We start from the raw sequence: 19754 nt of genomic DNA, 5'->3' as shown, positions 1-19754 counted from the left end.
AGGATGGAGTCCATGGCGAAGACCGGTACGACGACCCAGGGGCTGCGCGCGGCGATCGAGCGCAGCGGCTACTACCCGGCCCTCGTGGCCGAGGCGGTGGAGGCCGCCGTCGGTGGCGAGGCGATCGCGTCGTACCTGGTGCACCAGGAGACCACGTTCGACTCCAACGAGGTCCGTCGCCATGTCACGGTCCTCGTCCTGACGGCCAACCGCTTCATCGTCAGCCACACCGACGAGCAGAACGCCGACACGAGTTCCCCGACGCCGTACGCCACCACCTCCACCGAGTCGGTCAAGCTCGACCGGATCTCCTCGGTCGTCGTCAGCCGCGTCGTCGCCAACCCGGAGTCGTACACCCCCGGCACCCTGCCCCGTGAGGTCGTCCTCACCATCGGCTGGGGCGCCGTCTCGCGGATCGACCTGGAGCCGGCCGCCTGCGGCGACCCGAACTGCGACGCCGACCACGGCTACACCGGCAACGCCACCGCCGACGACCTCAGCCTGCGCGTCAGCGACGCCGGCGACGGCCCGGACACGGTCCGCCAGACCCTCGCCTTCGCCCAGTCGCTCTCCGAAGCCACCGCGGCGACCCGCTGATGGTCCAGCCCACCGCCGTCACGTCCGGCTGGCCGGACGACCCCGTTCCGCTCGACCTCTCCACCGCGCCCGTGCCCGAGTACGGCACGGGCTCGCTGGGCGATCTCCTTCCGACGCTCGTCGCCGGACAGGGCGTGCCCGGTTGCGACGCCCGGATCGCCGAGCTCACGCCGGCCGACCGGAACTGCGTCTTCCTGATCGACGGGCTCGGCTGGGAGCAGATCAAGGCCCACCCGGACGAGGCCCCGTATCTCACCTCGCTTCTCGGCGGCTCCCGCGGCGGGACGGGACGGCCCATCACGGCCGGCTTTCCCGCCACCACCGCGACCTCGCTCGCCTCGGTCGGCACCGGACGGTTCCCCGGCACGCACGGCCTGCCCGGCTACACCGTCCGCAACCCCGACACCGGCGAGCTGATGAACCAGCTCCGCTGGAAGCCGTGGACCTCGCCGCGGGTCTGGCAGCCGTACCCCACCGTCTTCCAGCTCGCCCACGCGGCCGGCATCCACACCGCCCAGGTCTCCTCGCCGATCTTCCAGGACACCCCGCTCACCAAGATCGCGCTGAGCGGCGGCGCGTTCCACGGCCGGCTCTCCGGCGAGGAGCGGATGGACTTCGCCGCCGAGCAGCTCGCCGGCGGCGACCGCTCTCTGGTCTACACGTACTACAGCGAGCTCGACGGCGCCGGACACCGCTTCGGCATCGACTCCGACGCCTGGCGCGGCCAGCTGATGTTCGTCGACCGGCTGGTCCAGCGCCTCGCCGAGCAGCTGCCGTCCCGCTCGGCGCTCTATGTCACGGCCGACCACGGCATGGTCGACGTCCCCTTCGACGACCAGCACCGGATCGACTTCGACGAGGACTGGGAGCTGCGCGCCGGGGTCGCCCTCCTGGGCGGCGAGGGCCGCGCCCGTCATGTCTACGCCGTGCCGGGAGCTCAGGCCGATGTGCTGACGTGCTGGCGCGAGGTGCTCGGCGAGCAGTTCTGGGTGGCGAGCCGGGACGAGGCCATCGCGCTCGGCTGGTTCGGCGACGAGGTCGACGAGCGCGTGTACGGCCGGATCGGCGATGTCGTCGCGGCGGCCCACGACGATGTCGTGATCACCGCTTCCGTCAACGAGCCCCACGAGTCGGCGATGGTCGGCATGCACGGATCGATGACCCCCGCGGAGCAGCTGGTGCCGCTCCTCGAAGTCCGTTCCTGACCACCCGCCCACCCCTTCCCCCACGACCTGAAAGGTCCTCGACTTGCCATGCCCGAGCCGGTGTTCTTCTCCGGAACGATGGACCGCGGAAAGAGCACCCTCTCGCCGGGGAATCCGCCATCCGCCGAGGCTGCGCGCCCGACGACCCGAAAGGTCACCTCCTCCTGATGTCCGAACTGGTCTTTTTCTCAGGCACTATGGACTGCGGGAAGAGCACTCTGGCGCTGCAGATCACCCACAACCGCTCGGCCCGCGGCCTGCAGGGCGTGATCTTCACCCGCCAGGACCGTGCCGGCGAGGGCAAGCTCTCCTCCCGCCTGGGCCTGGTCACCGAGGCGGTCGAAGTGACTGACGCGATGGACCTCTACGCGTACCTGGTCGGTGAGCTGTCCCAGGGCGGGAGAGCGGACTACGTGATCGTGGACGAGGCCCAGTTCCTGGCATCGGGGCAGATCGACCAGTTGGCCCGGATCGTGGATGACCTCGACATGGACGTCTTCGCGTTCGGGATCACGACGGACTTCCGTACGAAGCTCTTCCCGGGCTCGCAGCGCCTCATCGAACTCGCGGACCGTATAGAGCAGCTCCAGGTCGAGGCGCTGTGCTGGTGCGGCGCACGTGCCACCCACAACGCCCGTACCGTCGACGGGGAGATGGTCGTCGAGGGCGAACAGGTCGTCGTGGGCGACGTCAACCGACCTGTGGAGGTCGGCTACGAGGTCCTGTGCCGGCGCCACCACCGTCGCCGTATGACTTCAGCCTCCGCACACGCCGCCGCCCTCTCCCCGGACGTCCTCCCGGTCAATCGCGCCTGATCGACCGGCGGCGTGCTGCTTGTCAGGGAGGCGGGCGGGTCCCCAGGGCTGTGACGGCGGCGACGAGTGACAGCGCCGCGAGCAGCGTGAACAGGGCGGGGTAGCCGCCGAGCGGACCCGCGAGGACTGCGCCGGCGAAGGGGGCCAGAGCGGCTGCCACGTGGGCCGGTGCGCCGAGGAGTCCGGAGAGTCGGCCGTAGTGGGCGGTACCCCAGCGGTCGGTGACGGAGGTGGCCTGGAGGAGGGTGAGGTTGCCCCGGACCACCCCGGCGAGCACGGATACGGCGATGAGAACCGCGTACGGACCGGCCACGGTCGCGAGGGCCGCGGTGGTGAGTCCTCCGAACGCGATGAGTGTGACCGTGCGGGCGGTGACGCCGAGGTGGCGGGCGAGGGTGGCGTACAGCGTCCGGCCGAGTGTTTGTCCTGCGCCGCCGAGGCCGAGGGCCCATGCGGCTTGGGTGGTGGTGTAGCCGCGTTCGAGGAGCAGGGGGACGAGGCCGATGACGACCGCGTACATCGCGAACGCGGACAGGGTGAAGGTGGCGGCCAGCATCCAGAAGGCGCGGCTGCGTACCACTCCACCGCTGCCGCCGGTGAGGTGCGAGGGGCTGTCGGGGGCCGGCGGCCAGGGTGCTTTCAGGGCGAGGGCGTGGGCCGGGATGGTCAGGATCGCGAGGATGCCGGCGAGCACCGTGTAGGTGGCGCGCCAGGACATGTGGTCGGCGAGGATCGCGGTCAGGGGTGCGAAGACCGTGGAGGCGAGTCCGCCGGCGAGGGTGACGATCGTCAGGGCACGGACGTGGTCCGGGGCCCACCAGCGGGTGAGTGCGGCGAAGGCGGGCTGGTAGAAGGTGGCGGCCATCGCTGTTCCGGCGAGCAGCCATCCGACGAGAAAGACCGCCACGTCGGGGGCCGCGGCCACCAGCAGCAGGCTCAGGACGCCGAGGATGGAGCCGACCGTCATGACGATGCGGGGGCCACGGTGGTCCAGGACGCGGCCGACGTAGATCCCGGCGAGGGCGGAGACGACGAGGGCGGCGGAGAACGCCGCGGTGGTCGAGCCCGCACTCCAACCGGTGTCCGCGGTGATCGCCGGGTTGAGGACGGGAAAGGCGTAGTAGACGATTCCCCAGCTGGTGATCTGGGTGAGGCACAGCGCGGGCAGGACGGCGCGGGGCCGCGACCGGTCCCCTGTTCCGGTCGCGGCCCCGTTCGCACGGGTGTTGAGCTCGGTCACGAGCCGCAGGAGGGTGCCGGGGCGGCGGTGCCGAGCTGGATGAGGGCGGGAGCGGGGGCGCAGCAGCCGCCGCCGTCGGCCGCCTCGTCGGTCTGCGGCTGGTCGAAGAGGCCGGCGCCGCCGCAGACCCCGGTCTCGGGCAGGACGAGTTCGACGCGCTCGGCGGACTCCCGATCGCCGGCGATCGCGGCGACGACGGAGCGGACCTGCTCGTATCCGGTGAGAGCGAGGAACGTCGGCGCGCGGCCGTAGGACTTCATGCCGACCAGGTAGACGCCCTCCTCCGGGTGGGAGAGCTCCTTCACGCCGTGCGGGTAGACGGTGCCGCAGGAGTGCTGGTTCGGGTCGATCAGCGGAGCCAGTTCGACCGGGGCCTGGAGGCGCTCGTCGAGGCCCAGGCGGAGCTCGTCGAGGAGGGACAGGTCGGGCCGGAAGCCGGTCAGGACGATGACCTCGTCGACCGGGTCGAGGCGGTGCCCGTTCTCGGATGCCAGGACGAGCTGCTCGCCGACGCGCTCGATCGCCTGAGTGCGGAAGCCGGTGACGGCGTCGGCGTGGCCCTCGTCGACGGCTGCCTTGGCCGCGAGGCCGAGTGCGCCGCGGGCGGGGAGCTGGTCGGCGGTGCCGCCGCCGAAGGTGGAGCCGGAGATGCCCCGGCGCAGGATCCAGGTGGCATGCGTGCCGGTGCCGTCCTCGGACGTCGCGAGGTCGGCGAGGGAGGCCAGGGCGGTGAAGGCGGAGGCGCCGGAGCCGATCACGGCGGTGCGCTTGCCCGCGTATCGGGCCCGTGTGGCGGGGTCCTTCAGGTCGGGGACGCGGTAGGAGATCCGGTCGGCTGCCGCTCGCTCGCCGAGTGCGGGGAGGCCGTCGCCGCCGGCCGGGCTCGGGGTGGCCCACGTACCGGAGGCGTCGATGACGGCGCGGGCGAGGATTCGCTCTTCGCGCCCGTCGGCGTGGGCGACATGGACGGTGAAGGGCTGGGTCTCGCGGTCGGCGTCGACGATCCGGTCGCGGCCCGCGCGGGAGACGCCGGTGACCCGGGCGCCGACACGAACACGGTCACCGAGGACGTCGGCGAGCGGCTGCAGGTACCGGGCCGCCCAGTCACCGCCGGTCGGGTATGTGCCCGCGTCCGGCTTCACCCAGCCGGTGGGAGCGAGGAGCTTCTCGGCGGCCGGGTCGGTCAGCTCGCCCCAGGTGGAGAAGAGCCGTACGTGCGACCACTCGCGCACTGCCGCACCCGCCTGCGCACCCGCCTCCAGGACCAGCGCCTCAAGGTCCCGTTCGACCAGGTGAGCGGCGGCAGCCAGCCCGGCAGGGCCGGCCCCGATGACCACGACGGGCAGCTGCTCGGTGGCGGTGGCGTTCATGACGAGTCCCCTTTGTTTCGACGTTTGTCGATGCCTTGTGTCTTCAGCATGGCACCCACATCGATAAGCGTCAACATAGACATCCATCGATGTTGGGGGATTCCTGGAGTGAAGCCGAAGTCGCAGCCATCGCGAGCGGCGAACTCGGCCGAGCCGCGGCATGTGGACCGGCGATGCGGCGGAGGGGGCTCGCGCCCGCGGCCCCTATGGGCTTGGTTCGACATGTGTCAACATAGACGTATGTCGAATGTGAAGGTGCTGCCGCTGCTGGAGCCCGAGGTCGAGCCCTGCTGCCCGCCGCTGAACGAGCGCCCACTGACGGCGGAGGAAGCCGTACGGACCGCGGCCATGTTCAAAGCCCTGGGGGACCCGGTCCGCCTGCGGCTCTTCTCCGCGGTCGCCTCGCACGAGGGCGGCGAGGCGTGCGTCTGCGACATCTCCGACGTCGGCGTCTCCCAGCCCACGGTCTCCCACCACCTGAAGAAGCTCAAGGACGCCGGACTGCTCTCCTCCGAGCGGCGCGGCACCTGGGTCTACTACCGCGTCGAGCCGACGGTCCTGGCTGCCATGGGACAGCTGCTCACCAAGGCCGCCACCGCGTAGCTCCAGAGGGCGGAAGCAGGCATCGAGGGAGGTGGTCACGATGACGACCTGGGTGCCGGACTCCTGCACCCTCCCCACGGCCGAGCGGCCGCTGCGGGTCGCGGAGTTCGACTCGCTGTTCACCCGGCACCTGATGAAAGTGTCCCGGCCGGACCGGCTGACGCTGGAGATGGTGTTCGGTGGCGAGCCGGTCGTCGATGAGGCGGTGCGTGATCTGGTGGCGCGCGAAAGCGGCTGCTGTTCGTTCTTCACCTTCACCGTCAGCCCGTGCCCGGAGGGGATCCGACTGGACGTCGCGGTCGACATGGCGCACGAGGGGGTGCTGGATGCCTTGCAGAGGCGGGGTGCCACCGCCACCCGCCGAGACGATTCATGACCGGCGATGTCACAGTCAGAATCCAACAAACCGTCGCTTCACATCCCCGGGACGCTGAAGCGCCGGCAACTCTGCCCACGATGACGCGTAGCACTTCGACATCGGTTCGGGATGCCTTCGGCGACTCCCCCCGGCGAGGTGTTCGCGGCATGGGTGTTGACGCCGGCGGCTGGAGGTCCGGACGAATCCTGGGCGAGCGCTCGATGCCTTCAGCCGAAGTCGGGGTCGTGGCGTAGCAGGCCGGGGTAGAGGCCAGCGAGGATGCCCGGCGTGACGACTGACCAGAACCAAGCTCTCCTCACCTCGACGCACCCGGCCTCCGTGACGTTCGGTGCGGGCGCCGCCATCGGCGTTCTGGGCGGGATGATTGGCCTCGGAGGCGCGGAATTCCGCCTGCCACTGCTGATCGGCCTCTTCGGGTTCGCTGCGCTCTCGGCCGTCATCCTGAACAAGGCGATGAGCCTGGTCGTAGTCCTGGTCGCGCTGCCCGCCAGGCTGGCAGCTGTCCCGGCGGTCGAGGTTGCTGCGCACTGGCCCGTCGCGGTCAACCTGTTGGCCGGCAGCCTGCTGGGGGCGTGGGCCGGTGCGTCGTGGGCGGTAAGGATGCGGAGCGCCACTCTGTACAAGGTGCTGGCTGCGCTGATGGTGCTCATGGCCGCAGCACTGGTGGCCACACACAGTGCGGCTGTCGAAACGCTGACTCTGCCCGGGTGGGCTCAGGTGTTCAGCGGAGTCGCGGCCGGTTTCGGCATCGGGGTGGTCGCGGCGATCATGGGTGTGGCCGGGGGCGAGCTGCTGATCCCGACGATCGTGCTGCTGTTCGCGGTGGACATCAAATTGGCAGGCAGTCTGTCGCTGCTGGTGTCACTGCCGACCATGTTGGTGGCTTTCGCCCGCTACAGCCGCGACGGAAGCTTCGCGGTGCTCGGCGCGAACCTCCGCTTCACGATGACCATGATCGGCGGCTCTGTCGCGGGCGCGGTGGTGGGAGGGCTGTTGCTCGGCGTGATCCCGGATCTGGTGCTGATCCCAGCTCTGGCCGTGATTCTGCTGGTCTCCGCCGTCAAGATCGCTCGGCATGACTGATTCCACGGAGGCCTTTCGGGCTTCGGCTGTCGCAGCCCTTCGCCTTCCTGCTGTCAGCGCGGGAGTTGGGCGATCTGTCGGGCGGCATCGCGGGCGGGGCGGCCGGCGCCGACGAGAGTCGCGGAGGCGGGACCAGTCCAGTCTCCGTAACCGAGCAGGTGCAGGCGGGGCTCACCGAGAGCCCGCGTCCCTGCCATGGGGATGTGACCGCGCGGGCCGCGCAGGCCCAGCGGTGCGAGATGGGCGAGTGCGGGGCGGAAGCCGGTGCACCAGACGATCGCGTCGGCATCCGCACGGGTGCCGTCGGCCCACTCGACGCCGGATGCCGTGAGCCGGGCGAACATCGGCTGTGCTTTGAGGAGTCCGGAGTCTCGCGCTTCGCGTACGGGCGGGACGGCGACGATGTCGCCGAGGGACGCCACCCCGCCGGTGTCGGTGCGGCCTTCGTCGAGGGCGCGGCGGCGGGCGGTGGCGTGGTCGAAAAGGGCGCGACCGTCGATGTCGTCGTCGAGATAGCGCGGCTCGCGGAGGGTGACCCAGGTCAGCTCGGTGTCGTAGGCGAGGTCGGCGGCGATCTGGGCGCCGGAGTTCCCGCCGCCGACGTCGATCACGCGCTGCCCAGCAAGGTCGGCGGGGCGGCGGTATTCGACGGTGTGGAGCTGGGCTCCCTTGAAATCCGTACGCCCGGAAACGGCGGGTACGAAGGGACGCCACCAGGTTCCCGTCGCGCTGATCACCGAACGGGTACGCCAGGAGCCGGCATCGGCCTCGACACGCAGGAACTCGCCGTCACGGTGGACCGCTTCGACGCGGGCGGGCCGGACGACGGGGAGGCCGTATCGCTTCTCGTAGTCGGTGAGGTAGTCGACGACGTGGGCCGCGTCCGGGTACGTCTCGCCCGGTTGCGGTGGCATGAGCCGACCGGGCAGCGAGGAGTACGCCGCCGGGGAGAACAGGTGCAGGGAGTCCCAGGTGTGCTGCCAGGCGCCGCCAGGGGTGGGCTGGGCGTCGAGGATGACGAAGTCGAGGCCGAGGCGGCGCAGGTGGTAGCCGGCGGCGAGCCCGGCTTGGCCGCCGCCGATCACCACCACGTCCACGGCCTGTGTCATTCGGTGTTCGTCTTGCCGTGGATGAAGATGACGGCGACCAGGGCCAGGCCCACGACCGTGCCGATGAGCTGCATGCCGATGAACGCCGGTACGGAGGCGGGGGCGATGCCGGCGAAGGTGTCGGTGAAGGCGCGACCGATGGTCACCGCCGGGTTCGCGAAGGACGTGGATGAGGTGAACCAGTACGCGGCGCCGATGTAGGAGGCGACTGCGACGGGGGCGAAGCGGAGCCGGTCGGTACGGGCCAGGCCGAAGATCAGCAGGATCAGGCCCGCAGTGGCGACGATCTCGCCGAGGAGCAGGTTGCCTGCCGAGCGGTCGTGCGTGGACCACTTCACCAGCGGTTCGCCGAACATCGCGTCCGCCAGCACAGCGCCCGCGATCGCGCCGACGATCTGGGACGGGACGTAGACCGCGAGCTCGCGGCCGTTCACGCCGCCGCCCCCGCGTCTGGCCGTCCACCACTCGGCCAGCGTGACCGCCGGGTTGAAGTGCGCACCGGAGACCGGCCCGAGGAGGGCGATCAGGACGCCGAGGCCGAAGACCGTGGCGGTGGAGTTGGCGAGGAGCTGCAATGCGACGTCGTCGGTGAGGTCGGTGGCCTGGATACCGGAGCCGACGACGATCGCCACGAGGGCGGCGGTGCCGACGAGCTCGGCCGCAGCACGTGCGGCGAGCGGGGTACGGGGCGGGGTGGCGCCGGGCGCGGGCTGCGGCGACGTGCCGGCGGCTATGGCGTCGCTCGCGGCGGGCTCGGTGGCGGTCACGGGCAGGGTCTCCTGGGGCAGGTGAGGCGAGAGGCTACGGGCAGACTCTCTTGGTGTCGGCGTTGGCGCGCGCGGCCTCGGCGAGGGCGGCGAACTGCCCGGCCAGGCCTTCGATGACATCAGGCTTCAGGCGGTAGTAGGTGAACCGGCCGCAGGGTTCGGTCTCGACGACTCCTGCCTCGCGCAGCACCTTCAGGTGGTTGGAGAGGTTGGTCTGCTTGGCACCGGTCTCCTCCACGAGGTGGGTGGTGCACAGCGTCTCGCGGGCGAGCAGGGTCACGATCTGGAGGCGCAGGGGATCACCCAGCACCCGGATCAGATCAGTATCGACTGACGTCATCATGAGCTGATACTGTCACATCACTCTGCGCTGATGCCAGCCTGGGCTGACCTCATTGAACCCAGGGGGTTCTCGCCATGACCGCGCCCTCGTGCCCCGTCCTTCCTGGCGGACGTCTCGCGGCCGGTGTCGCCCGCCTCGCGCACCATCCCTGCCCAAGGAAGAACCGATGACTGCTCCGCTCGCCTCCGTGCTCTTCGTCTGCGTCCACAACGCCGGGCGCTCCCAGATGGCCGCCGGGTTCCTCAGCCACCTCGCGGGCGACCGGATCGAGGTCCGCTCCGCCGGCTCGATCCCGGGTGACCAGGTCAATCCGTCCGCGGTCGAGGCCATGAAGGAGGTCGGCGTCGACATCTCCGACCAGAAGCCGAAGGTCCTGACCACCGAGGCCGTCCAGGCGTCCGACTACGTCATCACCATGGGCTGCGGCGACGCCTGCCCGATCTTCCCCGGCAAGAAGTACCTCGACTGGGCCCTCGAAGACCCGGCCGGCAAGGGCGTCGACGCCGTCCGTCCCATCCGCGACGAGATCAAGACCCGTATCGAGGCCCTGATCGCCGAGATCGACGCACAGTAGGAGGCGTGACCTCGGACACCGCGCGCGCCCAGCTGCAGCCCTGCTTTTCGGCAGCTCGATCTTCGTCGACGGCTCGCTACGACCACGCCGATGGGCTGCGGAAGGACATTGAGGAAGGCCTCAGACGGCGACACGCTGCCGTCTGAGGCCGTTCTTATGCGGACATGGGTTGCCGAGCGGGCTCGCTGAGTCGTCGTATGACGACGGCGACGGCGCGGGCGGCGGCCCTGTCCTCGGACGTCCTGCCGGTCACGCCGTCCTGACGGATCCCCGGCGACTCAGGCCCGCCGCGACGGCGTCGATGGCTCGGCCGCGCGTCGCGAGCCGCCCTGCAGGTCTCAGAGCGGCCCGCCCAGCCGATTTCCGGCGAGCACCGCGACCCGCCCAGCCGGTCTCAGGCGAGCATCGCGCCCAGCCCAGCCCCGCCCGGTCTCAGGCCAGCGCCGTGAGGGCCGTGGTGGCGAAGCCGTGGTCCTGTTCCGGGGCGCCGCCGCCGACCCCGATGGCGCCGATGAGGCGACCGTCGCGGTGGACGGGAAGGCCTCCGGCGATGAAGAGAAGCGGTCGGTCCAGGGCCGTGGTGAGGCTGTGGAACGGGCCGTCGGGCTTCACCAGGTCGACGAGGTCGGCGGTGGGGGCGTTCAACTGCAGCGCGGTGTACGCCTTGCGGGTGCTGGTCTCGCCGGAGACGAGCACGGCGCGGTCGTCCCGGCGGAAGGCCAGCAGGTGGCCGCCCGCGTCCAGGACGGTGACGCTGACGGTCACGCCGGCGTCGTCGGCCGCGCGGCGGGCGGCGTCGAGCAGGAGCTCGGCGTCCTGGGTGCTCAGCGGGGTGACGGCGGTGGGGGTGGTGGTGCTCATGGTGCGTTCTTCTTTCGTGGTGACGAGGTGATGAGGAGCCAGGGGTACGGGGGTCAGTGGCCGACGGCCGTGGCGACTGCCGGTGTCGGCGTCGGGGCGACGCCCGTCGCCACGACCCGGGAGCGGGCCTTGGTGCGCCGGTCGAGGAACGCGGCCAGGAAGGCCAGCAGCAGGGCGGTGGCCGAGAGGAGCGCGCCGACCCAGTTCGGGGCGGTGTAGCCGAGGCCGGCGGAGATCACGACGCCACCGAGCCAGGCGGCGAGCGCGTTGCCGAGGTTGAAGGCGCCGATGTTGGCGGCCGAGGCCAGGGTGGGGGCGGCTGTCGCCTGGTCGAGGACCCACTTCTGCAGCGGCGGCACCGTGGCGAAGCCGAGCGCGCCGATCAGCGTGAGGGTGATCGCGGCGAGCGCCTTGTTGTGCGCGGTCGCCGTGAAGACCAGCAGGGACAGGGCCAGGGCGCCCAGGGTGGTGAAGAGCAGCGGCATGAGGGCGCGGTCGGCGAACTTGCCGCCGAGGAGGTTGCCGAGGAACATGCCGACGCCGAAGAGGACGAGCAGCCAGGTCACGGCGCCTTCGGTGTAGCCGGTGACCTCGGTCATCATCGGGGTGATGTACGTGATGGCCGCGAACACGCCGCCGTATCCGAGGACGGTCATCGCCATGGCGAGCCAGACCTGGACGTTCTTGAAAGCGGCGAACTCGGTACGGACGTTCGCGCTCTCGGCCCGGCCCGTCTCCGGCACCAGCTTGGCCACGCCGAGGAGACCGATCACCCCGAGGGCGGCGACGAGGGTGAAGGTGACGCGCCAGCCGGCGGCCTGGCCGATGTATGTGCCCAGCGGCACGCCGACGATGTTGGCGACGGTCAGGCCCATGAACATCAGCGAGATCGCCGACGCCTTCTTCTCCGGGGCGACCAGACCGGCCGCCACCACCGAGCCGATGCCGAAGAACGCGCCGTGGGCGAGCGAGGCGACGATCCGGCCGATCAGCATCACGCCGAAGGACGGGGCGAAGGCGGACAGCAGGTTGCCGACGACGAAGAGGCCCATCAGGAAGAGGAGCATCTTCTTGCGCGACACCTTGGTGCCGAGCACGGTCAGGAGCGGGGCTCCGAAGACGACGCCGAGGGCGTAGCCGGTCACCAGCCAGCCGGCGGTGGGGATCGTGACACCGAAGTCGCCGGCGACCTGGGGCAGCACGCCCATGATCACGAACTCGGTGGTGCCGATCCCGAAGGCCCCGATGGCCAGGGCCAGGAGCGCGAGAGGCATGGCGAAGCACCTTCCAAAACGATTGCAGGGGGGTCTTGCGTGCTTCGACAATAGTTGCAGACGCGGGATAAGTGCAAGCGGTGGCTATTGCGTGTGCGGGCTACTTTGCTTCGGCGCCCGCTCCCCGGTCGACGGCACCCCGTGTTCACCTGCGGTGTGCCCGGAGATCCCCTGGTGATCGGAAGCGGGACGCCCGGATCGGAGGTAATGGGCCTCGGCCCGTGACGGGAAGCCGCACCGACGTGAGCGCCGGGGCCCTCGCGCATCCGCGCGCCGCACGAATCACCCCGGAGGACGTGTGCCCCCTGCTGCCGAGACCGTGCCCGACCAGGGCGAGGGCGCGCGGACCGAGGGCGACCGGCCCGGTGCGACGGACGGAGCCGGAGGCCGGTCCGGTGCGGCCCGGCTGATCCGCGCGGGCCGACGCAGCCTTCGCGTACGGGCGGCGGCCGTCGCCGCGCTGCTGACCTGCCTCGGCTTCTGCCTCGGCGCGTTCCTGGCCGGCGCCCATCCCTTCGGGCCCACGACCCGCAACACCGTCGACCTCGGCCAGCAGTACCTGCCGTACCACGCCTACTGGCGGCGACTCCTGCTCGGTGACGCCGACGGCGATCTCTTCCTGAACTGGAGCGCGGGCTTCGGGACGAACTTCCTCGGCGACTACGGCACGTATCTGAGCAGCCCCTTCGACCTGATGGTCGTGCTCTTCCCGGCCGACCGGGCGGAGCTCGCCCTCTACGTCGTCACCACGGCCAAGATCACCGCGGCCGGCGGTGCGATGGCTGTGCTGCTCCTGACGCTGCGCCGCGGCCCCTGGCCGGTGGCGGCCGTCCTGGGAACGGCGTACGCCCTGTGCGGCTGGGCCCTGAACCACGGCGCCACCGTCCCTATGTGGCTCGACGGACTGCTCGCCTTCCCGCTGCTGTGCCTGGTGGGGGAGTGGGCCCGGACCGGCCGCCGTCCCCTCCTCGGTCCGCTGATCGTGGCACTGGCCTGGTTCGCCAACTTCTACACGGCGTACATGGCGACCGTCGGCGCGGCCGTGTTCCTCGTCGTCCGGCTGCTCACGGCCGAGGAGTCGGGGCGTACGGCCCGTCGGCGCCTGGCCGGACTGCTGCGCGCCACCCGGGCGGTGCTCCTGGGCATCGGACTCGCGGCTCCGCTCGTCCTGGTGATCTTCCTGGCCACCCGTGTCGCGGACCCGACCCCCGAGGTGACCTTCACCGCCGTCGACTGGGCGGACGTGTTCGCCCGGCTGCTCCCGGCCACCGCGGGCGTCGCGAGCCCCGCCCTCTTCATCGGCACCCCGGCGCTCGCCCTCGCCCTCACCCTGCCGTTCAACAGCGCCGTCGCACCCCGCGTCCGGATCGCCTGGGTGGCCGCGATCTGCCTGGTGACGCTCTCGATGCAGTGGGAGCCCACCCATCTGCTCTGGCACGCCGGCGCCTCGCCCAACGGCCTTCCGTACCGTCAGGCCTTCGTGCTCTGCGGTCTGTTGGTGATCGCGGGCTGGCTGTCCACCGCCCAGGGGCTGCCCCGGACACCCGCCCTCCTCGGCGCGACGGCACTGGTCGCGGCGATGGCGTTCGCGGTCCGGGGCAGCGTCGTCGTCGACCGCTGGACCTACCCCGCCTTCGCCGCCGCGCTGGCCCTCGCCGTCCTCGCCGCCGCTGCCGTCGTCCTCGCGCGACGGTACGCGGCCGGCTCCCGGGTCCTGCCCGCCGTGGCCGTCGCCCTCCTCGTCCTGACACAGATCGGCGAGACCGCGATCACCGGCGGCAGGATCGCCGAGCAGCAGCTGGCCCAGGTCCACTGGTCCCCCCGGGTCGGCCCCTGGCAGGAGGACATGGCCCGGGCCGTCGCCGAGAAGGACGCCTGGCCCCGCCACCGCACGGACCCCGGCGACGTGCCCGGCGGCAACGACCCCCTGCTGGTCGGCGGGCAGGGCGGTGAGTACTACTCCAGCCTGAGCTCGGACGTCTACTCCCGCACGCTCTCCTCCCTCGGCTTCGGCTACTACGCCAAGGGGCGTCACCCGGTCGGCCTGGACAACCCGGTGACCGACGCGATCTTCTCGATCGGCACCCGGATGCGCTCCGAGCCCACCGTGCCCCTGCGGACGGACGAGCTGCCCGAGGCGGTCATCACCACCACCGACACGCCCGTCCCCCCGCTCGTCACCGTCCGCCCCGACGTCAGGCTGCCGGCGCCGGGGATCCGCTTCGGTGACTCCGCCTTCGCCAACCAGGAGCTGCTGCTCGGCTCGAAGGTGTACGAGACGCCGGCCCAGGTCCGCCGTACGGACGGGCCGAAGGGCACCGCCACGCTGACCGCCACATGCCTCGCGAACTCACGCGTCTGGTTCTGGGCGCCCCAACTCCAGGGCACCGCCGCCCTGGACGGACAGCAGCCCGTGTCCTTCGTCGGCAAACTCCCGTCCGTGCTCGCCCCCATGCAGCCGCTCGGCACCGTTCCGGAATCCGGCGAGGTACGGATCGAACTGCGCGGCGACCGGGGAGCCCCGAAGCTGCCCCGGCAGCCCGTCGGCTGCCTCCTCCAGGAACGACTGGACACGGCCGTACGACAGTTGACCGCGACCGGAGCCACCGCCGTGCACGTCTCCGGGCACGGCCTCACGGCCGAACTCCCGGCCGGCAGCACCGGAACCGCCGTCATCGCCGCACCGCGCATCTCCGGCTGGAGCTGCGCCGCGGGCGACGCGCAGCCGACCCCCGCCAAGCGGTACCTGGGCCTCCTGGCCGTTCCGCTCGACGGCGGGGCAACCACGGTCAGTTGCTCGTTCCGGCCCCCGGGTCTGCGCATCGGCGGTGCGATCGCCGCCGTCTCGCTTCTCGCCCTGCTGGCGCTCGGATTCCGGAGCCGGTTTCTTCGCAGGACGACAAGAGTTCACCTGGAATGCACATCGGGACCGTCCGACGGGAAATGACGACGGATACGCTGCCCGCCTGGTCGGCGTTTGTCCGGGTGAACGTCACGACTCGATCGCCCGCCTGATCGACTGATTGATCGTCTGTTTGAGTGTTGGGATTCCGTGTGCCGAAACTGTCCGTCATCGTGCCTCTCCACAATGTCGGGATCTATGCCCCCGACACCATGCGCAGCCTCGCGAACAACGCGGACCCGGAATTCGAGTTCCTGCTGATCGACGACTGCTCCACGGACGAGACGCCGTACGTACTGGATCGCTGGCAGAGCCGGATCCCCAATGCCACCGTCATCCGCCACGAGACCAACCTCGGCGTCGCGCAGGCGCGCAACACGGGCCTGGACGCGGCGACCGGGGACTACGTCACCTTCCTCGACGGCGACGACTGGTACGCCCCCGGCCACCTGCGCGCCATGGTCCGCGGCATCGAGTCGCTCGGGTGCGACTTCGCCCGTACCGACCATGTGCAGTCGACCGGCAGCTCCCGCAGCATCCGCTACGCGCCCGCCAAACTCCGCGACACCGTGATGAATCCGCGCGACGGAATCGCACCGGCCAAGATGGTGACGATGGTGGACTATCCCTTCGTCCCCTTCGGTATCTACAGCAGCCGTCTTTTCGAGAACGGCGCCTCGCGGTTCGAGACGAAATTGCGCACCGCCGAGGACCGGCTCTGGGTCTGGCGCCTCCACCTGAAAGCCACCACCTACGCGGCTCTCAGCCTGCACGGAGTCTTCTACCGGCGCGGTGTCACGACCTCGCTCACACAGATCACCGACAACCGCCAACTGGACTTCATTCCGTCCTACGACCTCCTTCTCGAGGAGGTGTCGAAGGACCCCGAGGCCGATCGCTTTCTGCCGAAGGCGGTACGCACCTACTGCGCCATGATCGCCTTCCACATGGGCAAGGCCGACCAGTACGAGCCGGCCGTCACCAAGCGGCTCAGGCAGAACGTCACCGACGCCCTGCGCCGCATGCCGCAGCAGGTGCTCGACGAGACGCTGGCCACGATGGACACCGCGCGCAGCACCCTGCTCACCAGCCTGCGCGCCACCGGAAGGACCGCCTGACCCATGACCGCGAACCCGCGTACCCAGATCTTCCAGGTGTCCACGCTCTACGGCGCGGCCACTCTCGCGGCGGCGCTCGACGCGGGCCTGTTCGGTGCCCGCGAGGACGTCCGGCGGATCCTCCTCGTGTCGAACAACGCGGAGATCCCGGAGACGGCACTGCGGCTCGACGCCATGACCGGATACGACCGGATCGCCACCCGGTTCGACGAGGCGATCGACTGGAACGAGGCCATCCACCCCCACCACCCCAGCTCCTGGTCGCCCCGTCCGGAGGAGGCCCCGCTGTGGCAGCGGGTGTTCCGGACGGCCTGGGGTCTCGGCACCGCCCCGGTCGAGCTGGTCGTCGAGTCCATCCAGGTCAACCCCGCCAAGGCGCTCGCCGCGGTCTTCACTGAGAGCACCGTCGAGGTGTACGCGGACGGCCTCATGAGCTACGGGCCGACGCGCGACGAGCTGCCCCAGTCGATCGCCTGCCGCATCCAGCGCCTGCTCCACCTCGACCTGGTGCCCGGTCTGCGCCCGCTCCTCCTCGCCGAGTACGACGTCGAGCCCGAGCTCGTACCCGACACGGCGTTCCGCGCGGTGCTCGCGGAGATCGCCGAGGCCGCCGGGGACGACCGGCAGGTGACCGAGGCGGTCGAGGCCGCGCCCAGCGCCCTCCTCCTCGGCCAGTACCTCGCCGCCCTCGGCATCCTCACCGCCGACGAGGAGGAGGAGCTGCACATCCGGATGCTGCGCGGAGCCGCTGCCGCCGGCCACACGTCGGTGATCTTCAAGCCGCACCCGACCGCACCCGCCCGCTACTCGACGGCCCTGCACGAGGCGGCAGAGGCGTCCGGCGTACGGCTCACCGTCCTGGACGGTCCGCTGCTCGCCGAGACCTTCTACGAGCGCTGCCGCCCGCGGCTCGTCGTCGGCTGCTTCTCCACCGCGATGCTCACCGCCTCCGTCTACTACGACGTCCCCATCGCCCGAGTGGGCACCGACACGGTCCTGGAGCGGCTCAACCCGTACGAGAACAGCAACCGGGTGCCGCTCACCGTCGTGGACCATGTCGTGCCGGACCTGGAGTCGGGCGACGGCCCGGCCGTGCCCGGCGCGGCGCCGGCGACCCTGACCCCGCTCGTACGCGCCGTGGGCTACTGCATGCAGCCGAGACTCCACCCGCTGCTGCGCCCCGGGACGGCCGAGTTCCTCAAGGCGCTCCAGGGCGACGGCGGCACGGAGCGGTACTTCCCGCGGGAGCGGCTGACCGAACTCGGACTGCCCGGCGGCGACGTGCGGCGGGGCGCGTCCCGGCTCCGCCGGAGTCTGGTCCGCAGCGGCCGGAGCTGACCGGAAGGAGCGGGCCGCTCGGGGTGCCTCTCAGCCGCGCGCCGAGCGGACGATGGTGAAGACCGCGCCCTCCGGGTCGGTGACCAGGGCGAGTCGGCCCGCCGTGCCCTCCCTGGGCGGCTTGAGGACCTGGCCGCCCAGCTCGGTGACCAGGCGGGCGGCCGCGTCCGTGTCGGAGACCTCGAAGTACGTCATCCAGTGCGCGCCCCGGTCGCGCGGCAGCGCCGTGCCGACGCCGTGCAGAGAGGCCACCGGGCGGCCCTCCAGATGGAGGGTCAGACGGTCGAGGTCGGCGGAGACGACCGGCTCGACCTCGTACCCGAACACCGTCCGGTAGAACTTGCCGACCGCCGACGTCTCGTACGTCAGGAGTTCGTTCCACACCGGGGTGCCGGGCGCGCCCGCGACCGCCGTGCCGAGGTGTGCCCCGGCCTGCCAGACACCGAAGACCGCGCCCGTCGGGTCGGAGCAGATCGCCATCCGCCCCGCGTCGCCCGCGTCGAGCGGGCCGACGGCGACCGTCCCGCCGCAGCAGCGGATGGACTCCGCCGTCTCGTCCGCGTCGTCCGTGGCCAGGTACGTCGTCCAGGCGACCGGCAGATGCCGGTCGGGCGGCAGCTGGCCGATACCCGCCACTTCCCTGCCGTCGAGCAGCGCGCGGACGTACGGGCCGAGCTGCTGGGGGCCGGGAACGAACTCCCACCCGAAGAGCGCGCCGTAGAACTCCTGTGTCGCGTCAAGCCCGTGCACCATCAGGCTCACCCAACAGGGTGTACCGGGTGTGCGCCGAGTCGCCTCGGTCATCGTCACTCTCTCCTCGGACCATCGTCGTGGCCGTACGGGGGGACAAGCCGTGCGCACGAGCGCGTACGGGCGGTGGGGGCGGGGCCCCGGGGACCGCAGCGGATTACTGCCCGCCGTTCACCTGCCGTACGCGCGCTGGGTCGCGCGCCTCCGTGCAGATGCTCGCACCACCGGGCGTGCAGCGCGCCAGGGCCGCGCCGTTCTTTGGCGCGATCCCGCGCGAGGATGCCTGGATCGCCGGGCCGGGTCCTCGCGGTCCTGTGATGCCGTGCCGCCGTTCCGGAGCTACGCCATGGTCCGAGACAGGGTGTGCTGCGCGAGGATGGCACCCATGAAGCCCATCATCACCGCAAGCGAACTCGTGAGCGAGTCGGCCGGGGCCAGGCCCCCGGTACTGCTGGACGTCCGCTGGCAGCTCGGCGGCCCGCCCGGGCTGCCCGCGTACGAGGCCGGGCACATCCCCGGCGCGGTCTTCGTGGACCTGGACACGGAGCTGGCCGGTCCGCCCGGGAGCGGCGGGCGGCACCCGCTGCCGGACCCGGCGGCCTTCGGAGCGGCGATGCGCCGGGCTGGTGTCTCCGCCGACACCCCGGTCGTCGTCTACGACGACTGGCTCGGGTGGGGCGCGGCCCGCGCCTGGTGGCTCCTGCGCTGGACGGGGCACGCGCGCGTGCGGGTCCTGGACGGCGGGCTGGCGGCGTGGACGGCGGCGGGCCACGGCCTGTCGAAGGAGACCCCGACCCCCGAGCCGGGCGACTTCGCGCCGGAGCCGGGCGCCGTCGGTCTGCTCGACGCGGACGGGGCGGCGGCGCTGGCACGCTCCGGCCTGCTCCTCGACGCACGGGCGGCGGAGCGCTACCGGGGCGACGTGGAGCCGATCGACCCGGTCGGCGGCCACATCCCGGGCGCAGTGTCGGCACCGACGACGGAGAACGTGGACGCGGACGGCCGCTTCCTGTCCGCGGAGGCCCTGGCGGCGCGCTTCTCGAAGCTCGGCGCGGGCGAGGGCGACGGCGGGAGCGAAGCCGTGGGCGTCTACTGCGGCTCGGGCGTCTCGGGCGCGCACGAGGTGCTGGCCCTGACGATCGCCGGCATCCCCGCGGCCCTCTACGCCGGCTCCTGGTCGGAGTGGTCCAACGACCCCACCCGCCCGGTGGCGACGGGCCCGAACCCCTAGGTACGACGTCGGCTAGGTACGACGTCGGCCGCGGCACGGCACCTTGCGGCGCGTCCCCCAGGGGCCGGCGCGCCCCGCAGGCCGGCCGTCCCCCAGGGGCTGGGGCCGCCTGGCGCCGGTCGCCGCGTCCTGTCCGGCACCGATCCGCCGGACACCGCCCGACGCCACGGAGAAGGGGGCCCGCGCCTTGTCGGC

The 19754-nt window shown here is 71.5% G+C and carries 20 protein-coding genes; 11 read left to right on the top strand and 9 right to left on the bottom strand.

Annotated features, from left to right (window positions below; all coding sequences use genetic code 11):
• The first annotated feature begins 12 nt into the window (after nucleotides 1-12).
• The 3 genes from ACFC0D_RS28005 (at nucleotide 13) to ACFC0D_RS27995 (ending at nucleotide 2617) form a co-directional block, all read left to right on the top strand.
• On the top strand, nucleotides 13-597 hold the full coding sequence (locus ACFC0D_RS28005) for a DUF5998 family protein (protein WP_329115009.1): 585 nt from the start codon (nucleotides 13-15) through the stop codon (nucleotides 595-597).
• Nucleotides 597-1802 (top strand): alkaline phosphatase family protein, encoded by a 1206-nt coding sequence (locus tag ACFC0D_RS28000; RefSeq protein WP_376441513.1) that lies wholly within the window; start codon nucleotides 597-599, stop codon nucleotides 1800-1802. Before ACFC0D_RS28005 ends, ACFC0D_RS28000 begins: the two co-directional genes overlap by 1 nt.
• 167 nt (nucleotides 1803-1969) lie before the next feature.
• Nucleotides 1970-2617, top strand: a complete 648-nt coding sequence (locus ACFC0D_RS27995) for a thymidine kinase (protein WP_376441510.1) — start codon at nucleotides 1970-1972, stop codon at nucleotides 2615-2617.
• Between the two features lie 22 nt (nucleotides 2618-2639).
• On the opposite strand, the gene ACFC0D_RS27990 is transcribed toward ACFC0D_RS27995, so the two are convergent.
• Nucleotides 2640-3857 carry an MFS transporter gene (locus ACFC0D_RS27990; protein ID WP_376441507.1) on the bottom strand — a complete coding sequence of 406 codons (1218 nt, stop codon included), beginning with the start codon at nucleotides 3855-3857 and terminating at the stop codon, nucleotides 2640-2642.
• Complete coding sequence (locus ACFC0D_RS27985) at nucleotides 3854-5227, bottom strand: NAD(P)-binding domain-containing protein (RefSeq protein ID WP_376441504.1); 1374 nt, start codon at nucleotides 5225-5227, stop codon at nucleotides 3854-3856. The genes ACFC0D_RS27990 and ACFC0D_RS27985 overlap by 4 nt, the downstream gene beginning before the upstream one ends.
• A gap of 240 nt (nucleotides 5228-5467) precedes the next feature.
• Here ACFC0D_RS27985 and ACFC0D_RS27980 point away from each other — a divergent pair, with 240 nt between their 5' ends.
• The 3 genes from ACFC0D_RS27980 to ACFC0D_RS27970 all read left to right on the top strand — a co-directional run bounded on the left by ACFC0D_RS27980 (nucleotide 5468) and on the right by ACFC0D_RS27970 (nucleotide 7292).
• Nucleotides 5468-5830: an ArsR/SmtB family transcription factor gene (locus tag ACFC0D_RS27980; protein ID WP_376441501.1), complete on the top strand. Its 363-nt coding sequence runs from the start codon at nucleotides 5468-5470 to the stop codon at nucleotides 5828-5830.
• A gap of 40 nt (nucleotides 5831-5870) precedes the next feature.
• Nucleotides 5871-6206 (top strand): hypothetical protein, encoded by a 336-nt coding sequence (locus ACFC0D_RS27975; RefSeq protein WP_376441499.1) that lies wholly within the window; start codon nucleotides 5871-5873, stop codon nucleotides 6204-6206.
• Between the two features lie 270 nt (nucleotides 6207-6476).
• Nucleotides 6477-7292, top strand: a complete 816-nt coding sequence (locus tag ACFC0D_RS27970; RefSeq protein WP_376441496.1) for a sulfite exporter TauE/SafE family protein — start codon at nucleotides 6477-6479, stop codon at nucleotides 7290-7292.
• A gap of 53 nt (nucleotides 7293-7345) precedes the next feature.
• Here the strand turns inward: ACFC0D_RS27970 and ACFC0D_RS27965 are convergent, their stop codons facing one another.
• The 3 genes from ACFC0D_RS27965 to ACFC0D_RS27955 are packed head-to-tail and all read right to left on the bottom strand — an operon-like array spanning nucleotide 7346 to nucleotide 9511.
• Entirely contained in the window at nucleotides 7346-8401 is a 1056-nt protein-coding gene (locus ACFC0D_RS27965; RefSeq protein ID WP_376441494.1) for an ArsO family NAD(P)H-dependent flavin-containing monooxygenase, read from the bottom strand.
• Nucleotides 8398-9168, bottom strand: a complete 771-nt coding sequence (locus ACFC0D_RS27960) for an aquaporin (protein ID WP_376441491.1) — start codon at nucleotides 9166-9168, stop codon at nucleotides 8398-8400. Before ACFC0D_RS27960 ends, ACFC0D_RS27965 begins: the two co-directional genes overlap by 4 nt.
• A gap of 34 nt (nucleotides 9169-9202) precedes the next feature.
• Entirely contained in the window at nucleotides 9203-9511 is a 309-nt protein-coding gene (locus ACFC0D_RS27955; RefSeq protein ID WP_376441489.1) for an ArsR/SmtB family transcription factor, read from the bottom strand.
• A 166-nt stretch (nucleotides 9512-9677) separates the two neighbouring features.
• On the opposite strand from ACFC0D_RS27955, the gene ACFC0D_RS27950 reads away from it, so the two are divergent.
• Nucleotides 9678-10085 (top strand): arsenate reductase ArsC, encoded by a 408-nt coding sequence (locus ACFC0D_RS27950; RefSeq protein WP_376441486.1) that lies wholly within the window; start codon nucleotides 9678-9680, stop codon nucleotides 10083-10085.
• 432 nt (nucleotides 10086-10517) lie between these two features.
• Here the strand turns inward: ACFC0D_RS27950 and ACFC0D_RS27945 are convergent, their stop codons facing one another.
• Both ACFC0D_RS27945 and ACFC0D_RS27940 read right to left on the bottom strand, forming a co-directional pair.
• Nucleotides 10518-10946: a heme-binding protein gene (locus ACFC0D_RS27945; RefSeq protein ID WP_376441483.1), complete on the bottom strand. Its 429-nt coding sequence runs from the start codon at nucleotides 10944-10946 to the stop codon at nucleotides 10518-10520.
• Nucleotides 10947-10999: 53 nt separating this feature from the next.
• Entirely contained in the window at nucleotides 11000-12220 is a 1221-nt protein-coding gene (locus ACFC0D_RS27940; RefSeq protein WP_376441480.1) for an MFS transporter, read from the bottom strand.
• 298 nt (nucleotides 12221-12518) lie between these two features.
• Between ACFC0D_RS27940 and ACFC0D_RS27935 the strand changes: the two genes are divergently transcribed.
• The 3 genes from ACFC0D_RS27935 (at nucleotide 12519) to ACFC0D_RS27925 (ending at nucleotide 17578) form a co-directional block, all read left to right on the top strand.
• Nucleotides 12519-15167: a YfhO family protein gene (locus ACFC0D_RS27935; protein WP_376441478.1), complete on the top strand. Its 2649-nt coding sequence runs from the start codon at nucleotides 12519-12521 to the stop codon at nucleotides 15165-15167.
• 107 nt (nucleotides 15168-15274) lie between these two features.
• The gene (locus ACFC0D_RS27930; RefSeq protein ID WP_376441475.1) at nucleotides 15275-16240 is read left to right on the top strand and encodes a glycosyltransferase family 2 protein; all 966 of its coding nucleotides are present in this window, start codon (nucleotides 15275-15277) and stop codon (nucleotides 16238-16240) included.
• Nucleotides 16241-16243: 3 nt separating this feature from the next.
• Complete coding sequence (locus ACFC0D_RS27925; RefSeq protein WP_376441472.1) at nucleotides 16244-17578, top strand: polysialyltransferase family glycosyltransferase; 1335 nt, start codon at nucleotides 16244-16246, stop codon at nucleotides 17576-17578.
• A 30-nt stretch (nucleotides 17579-17608) separates the two neighbouring features.
• Here ACFC0D_RS27925 and ACFC0D_RS27920 read toward each other — a convergent pair whose 3' ends face one another.
• Nucleotides 17609-18382: a VOC family protein gene (locus tag ACFC0D_RS27920; RefSeq protein WP_376441469.1), complete on the bottom strand. Its 774-nt coding sequence runs from the start codon at nucleotides 18380-18382 to the stop codon at nucleotides 17609-17611.
• Between the two features lie 331 nt (nucleotides 18383-18713).
• Between ACFC0D_RS27920 and ACFC0D_RS27915 the strand changes: the two genes are divergently transcribed.
• On the top strand, nucleotides 18714-19559 hold the full coding sequence (locus tag ACFC0D_RS27915; protein ID WP_376441467.1) for a sulfurtransferase: 846 nt from the start codon (nucleotides 18714-18716) through the stop codon (nucleotides 19557-19559).
• Between the two features lie 12 nt (nucleotides 19560-19571).
• On the opposite strand, the gene ACFC0D_RS27910 is transcribed toward ACFC0D_RS27915, so the two are convergent.
• A partial coding sequence (locus ACFC0D_RS27910) for a hypothetical protein (RefSeq protein WP_376441465.1) occupies nucleotides 19572-19754 on the bottom strand: 183 nt, incomplete at its 5' end.

Origin of the sequence: Streptomyces sp. NPDC056222 (assembly GCF_042264065.1) — a bacterium.
Classification (GTDB): Bacteria; Actinomycetota; Actinomycetes; order Streptomycetales; family Streptomycetaceae; genus Streptomyces.
Note: the sequence above shows the minus strand (reverse complement) of the source record. Positions and strands in the feature narration are given on the sequence as shown.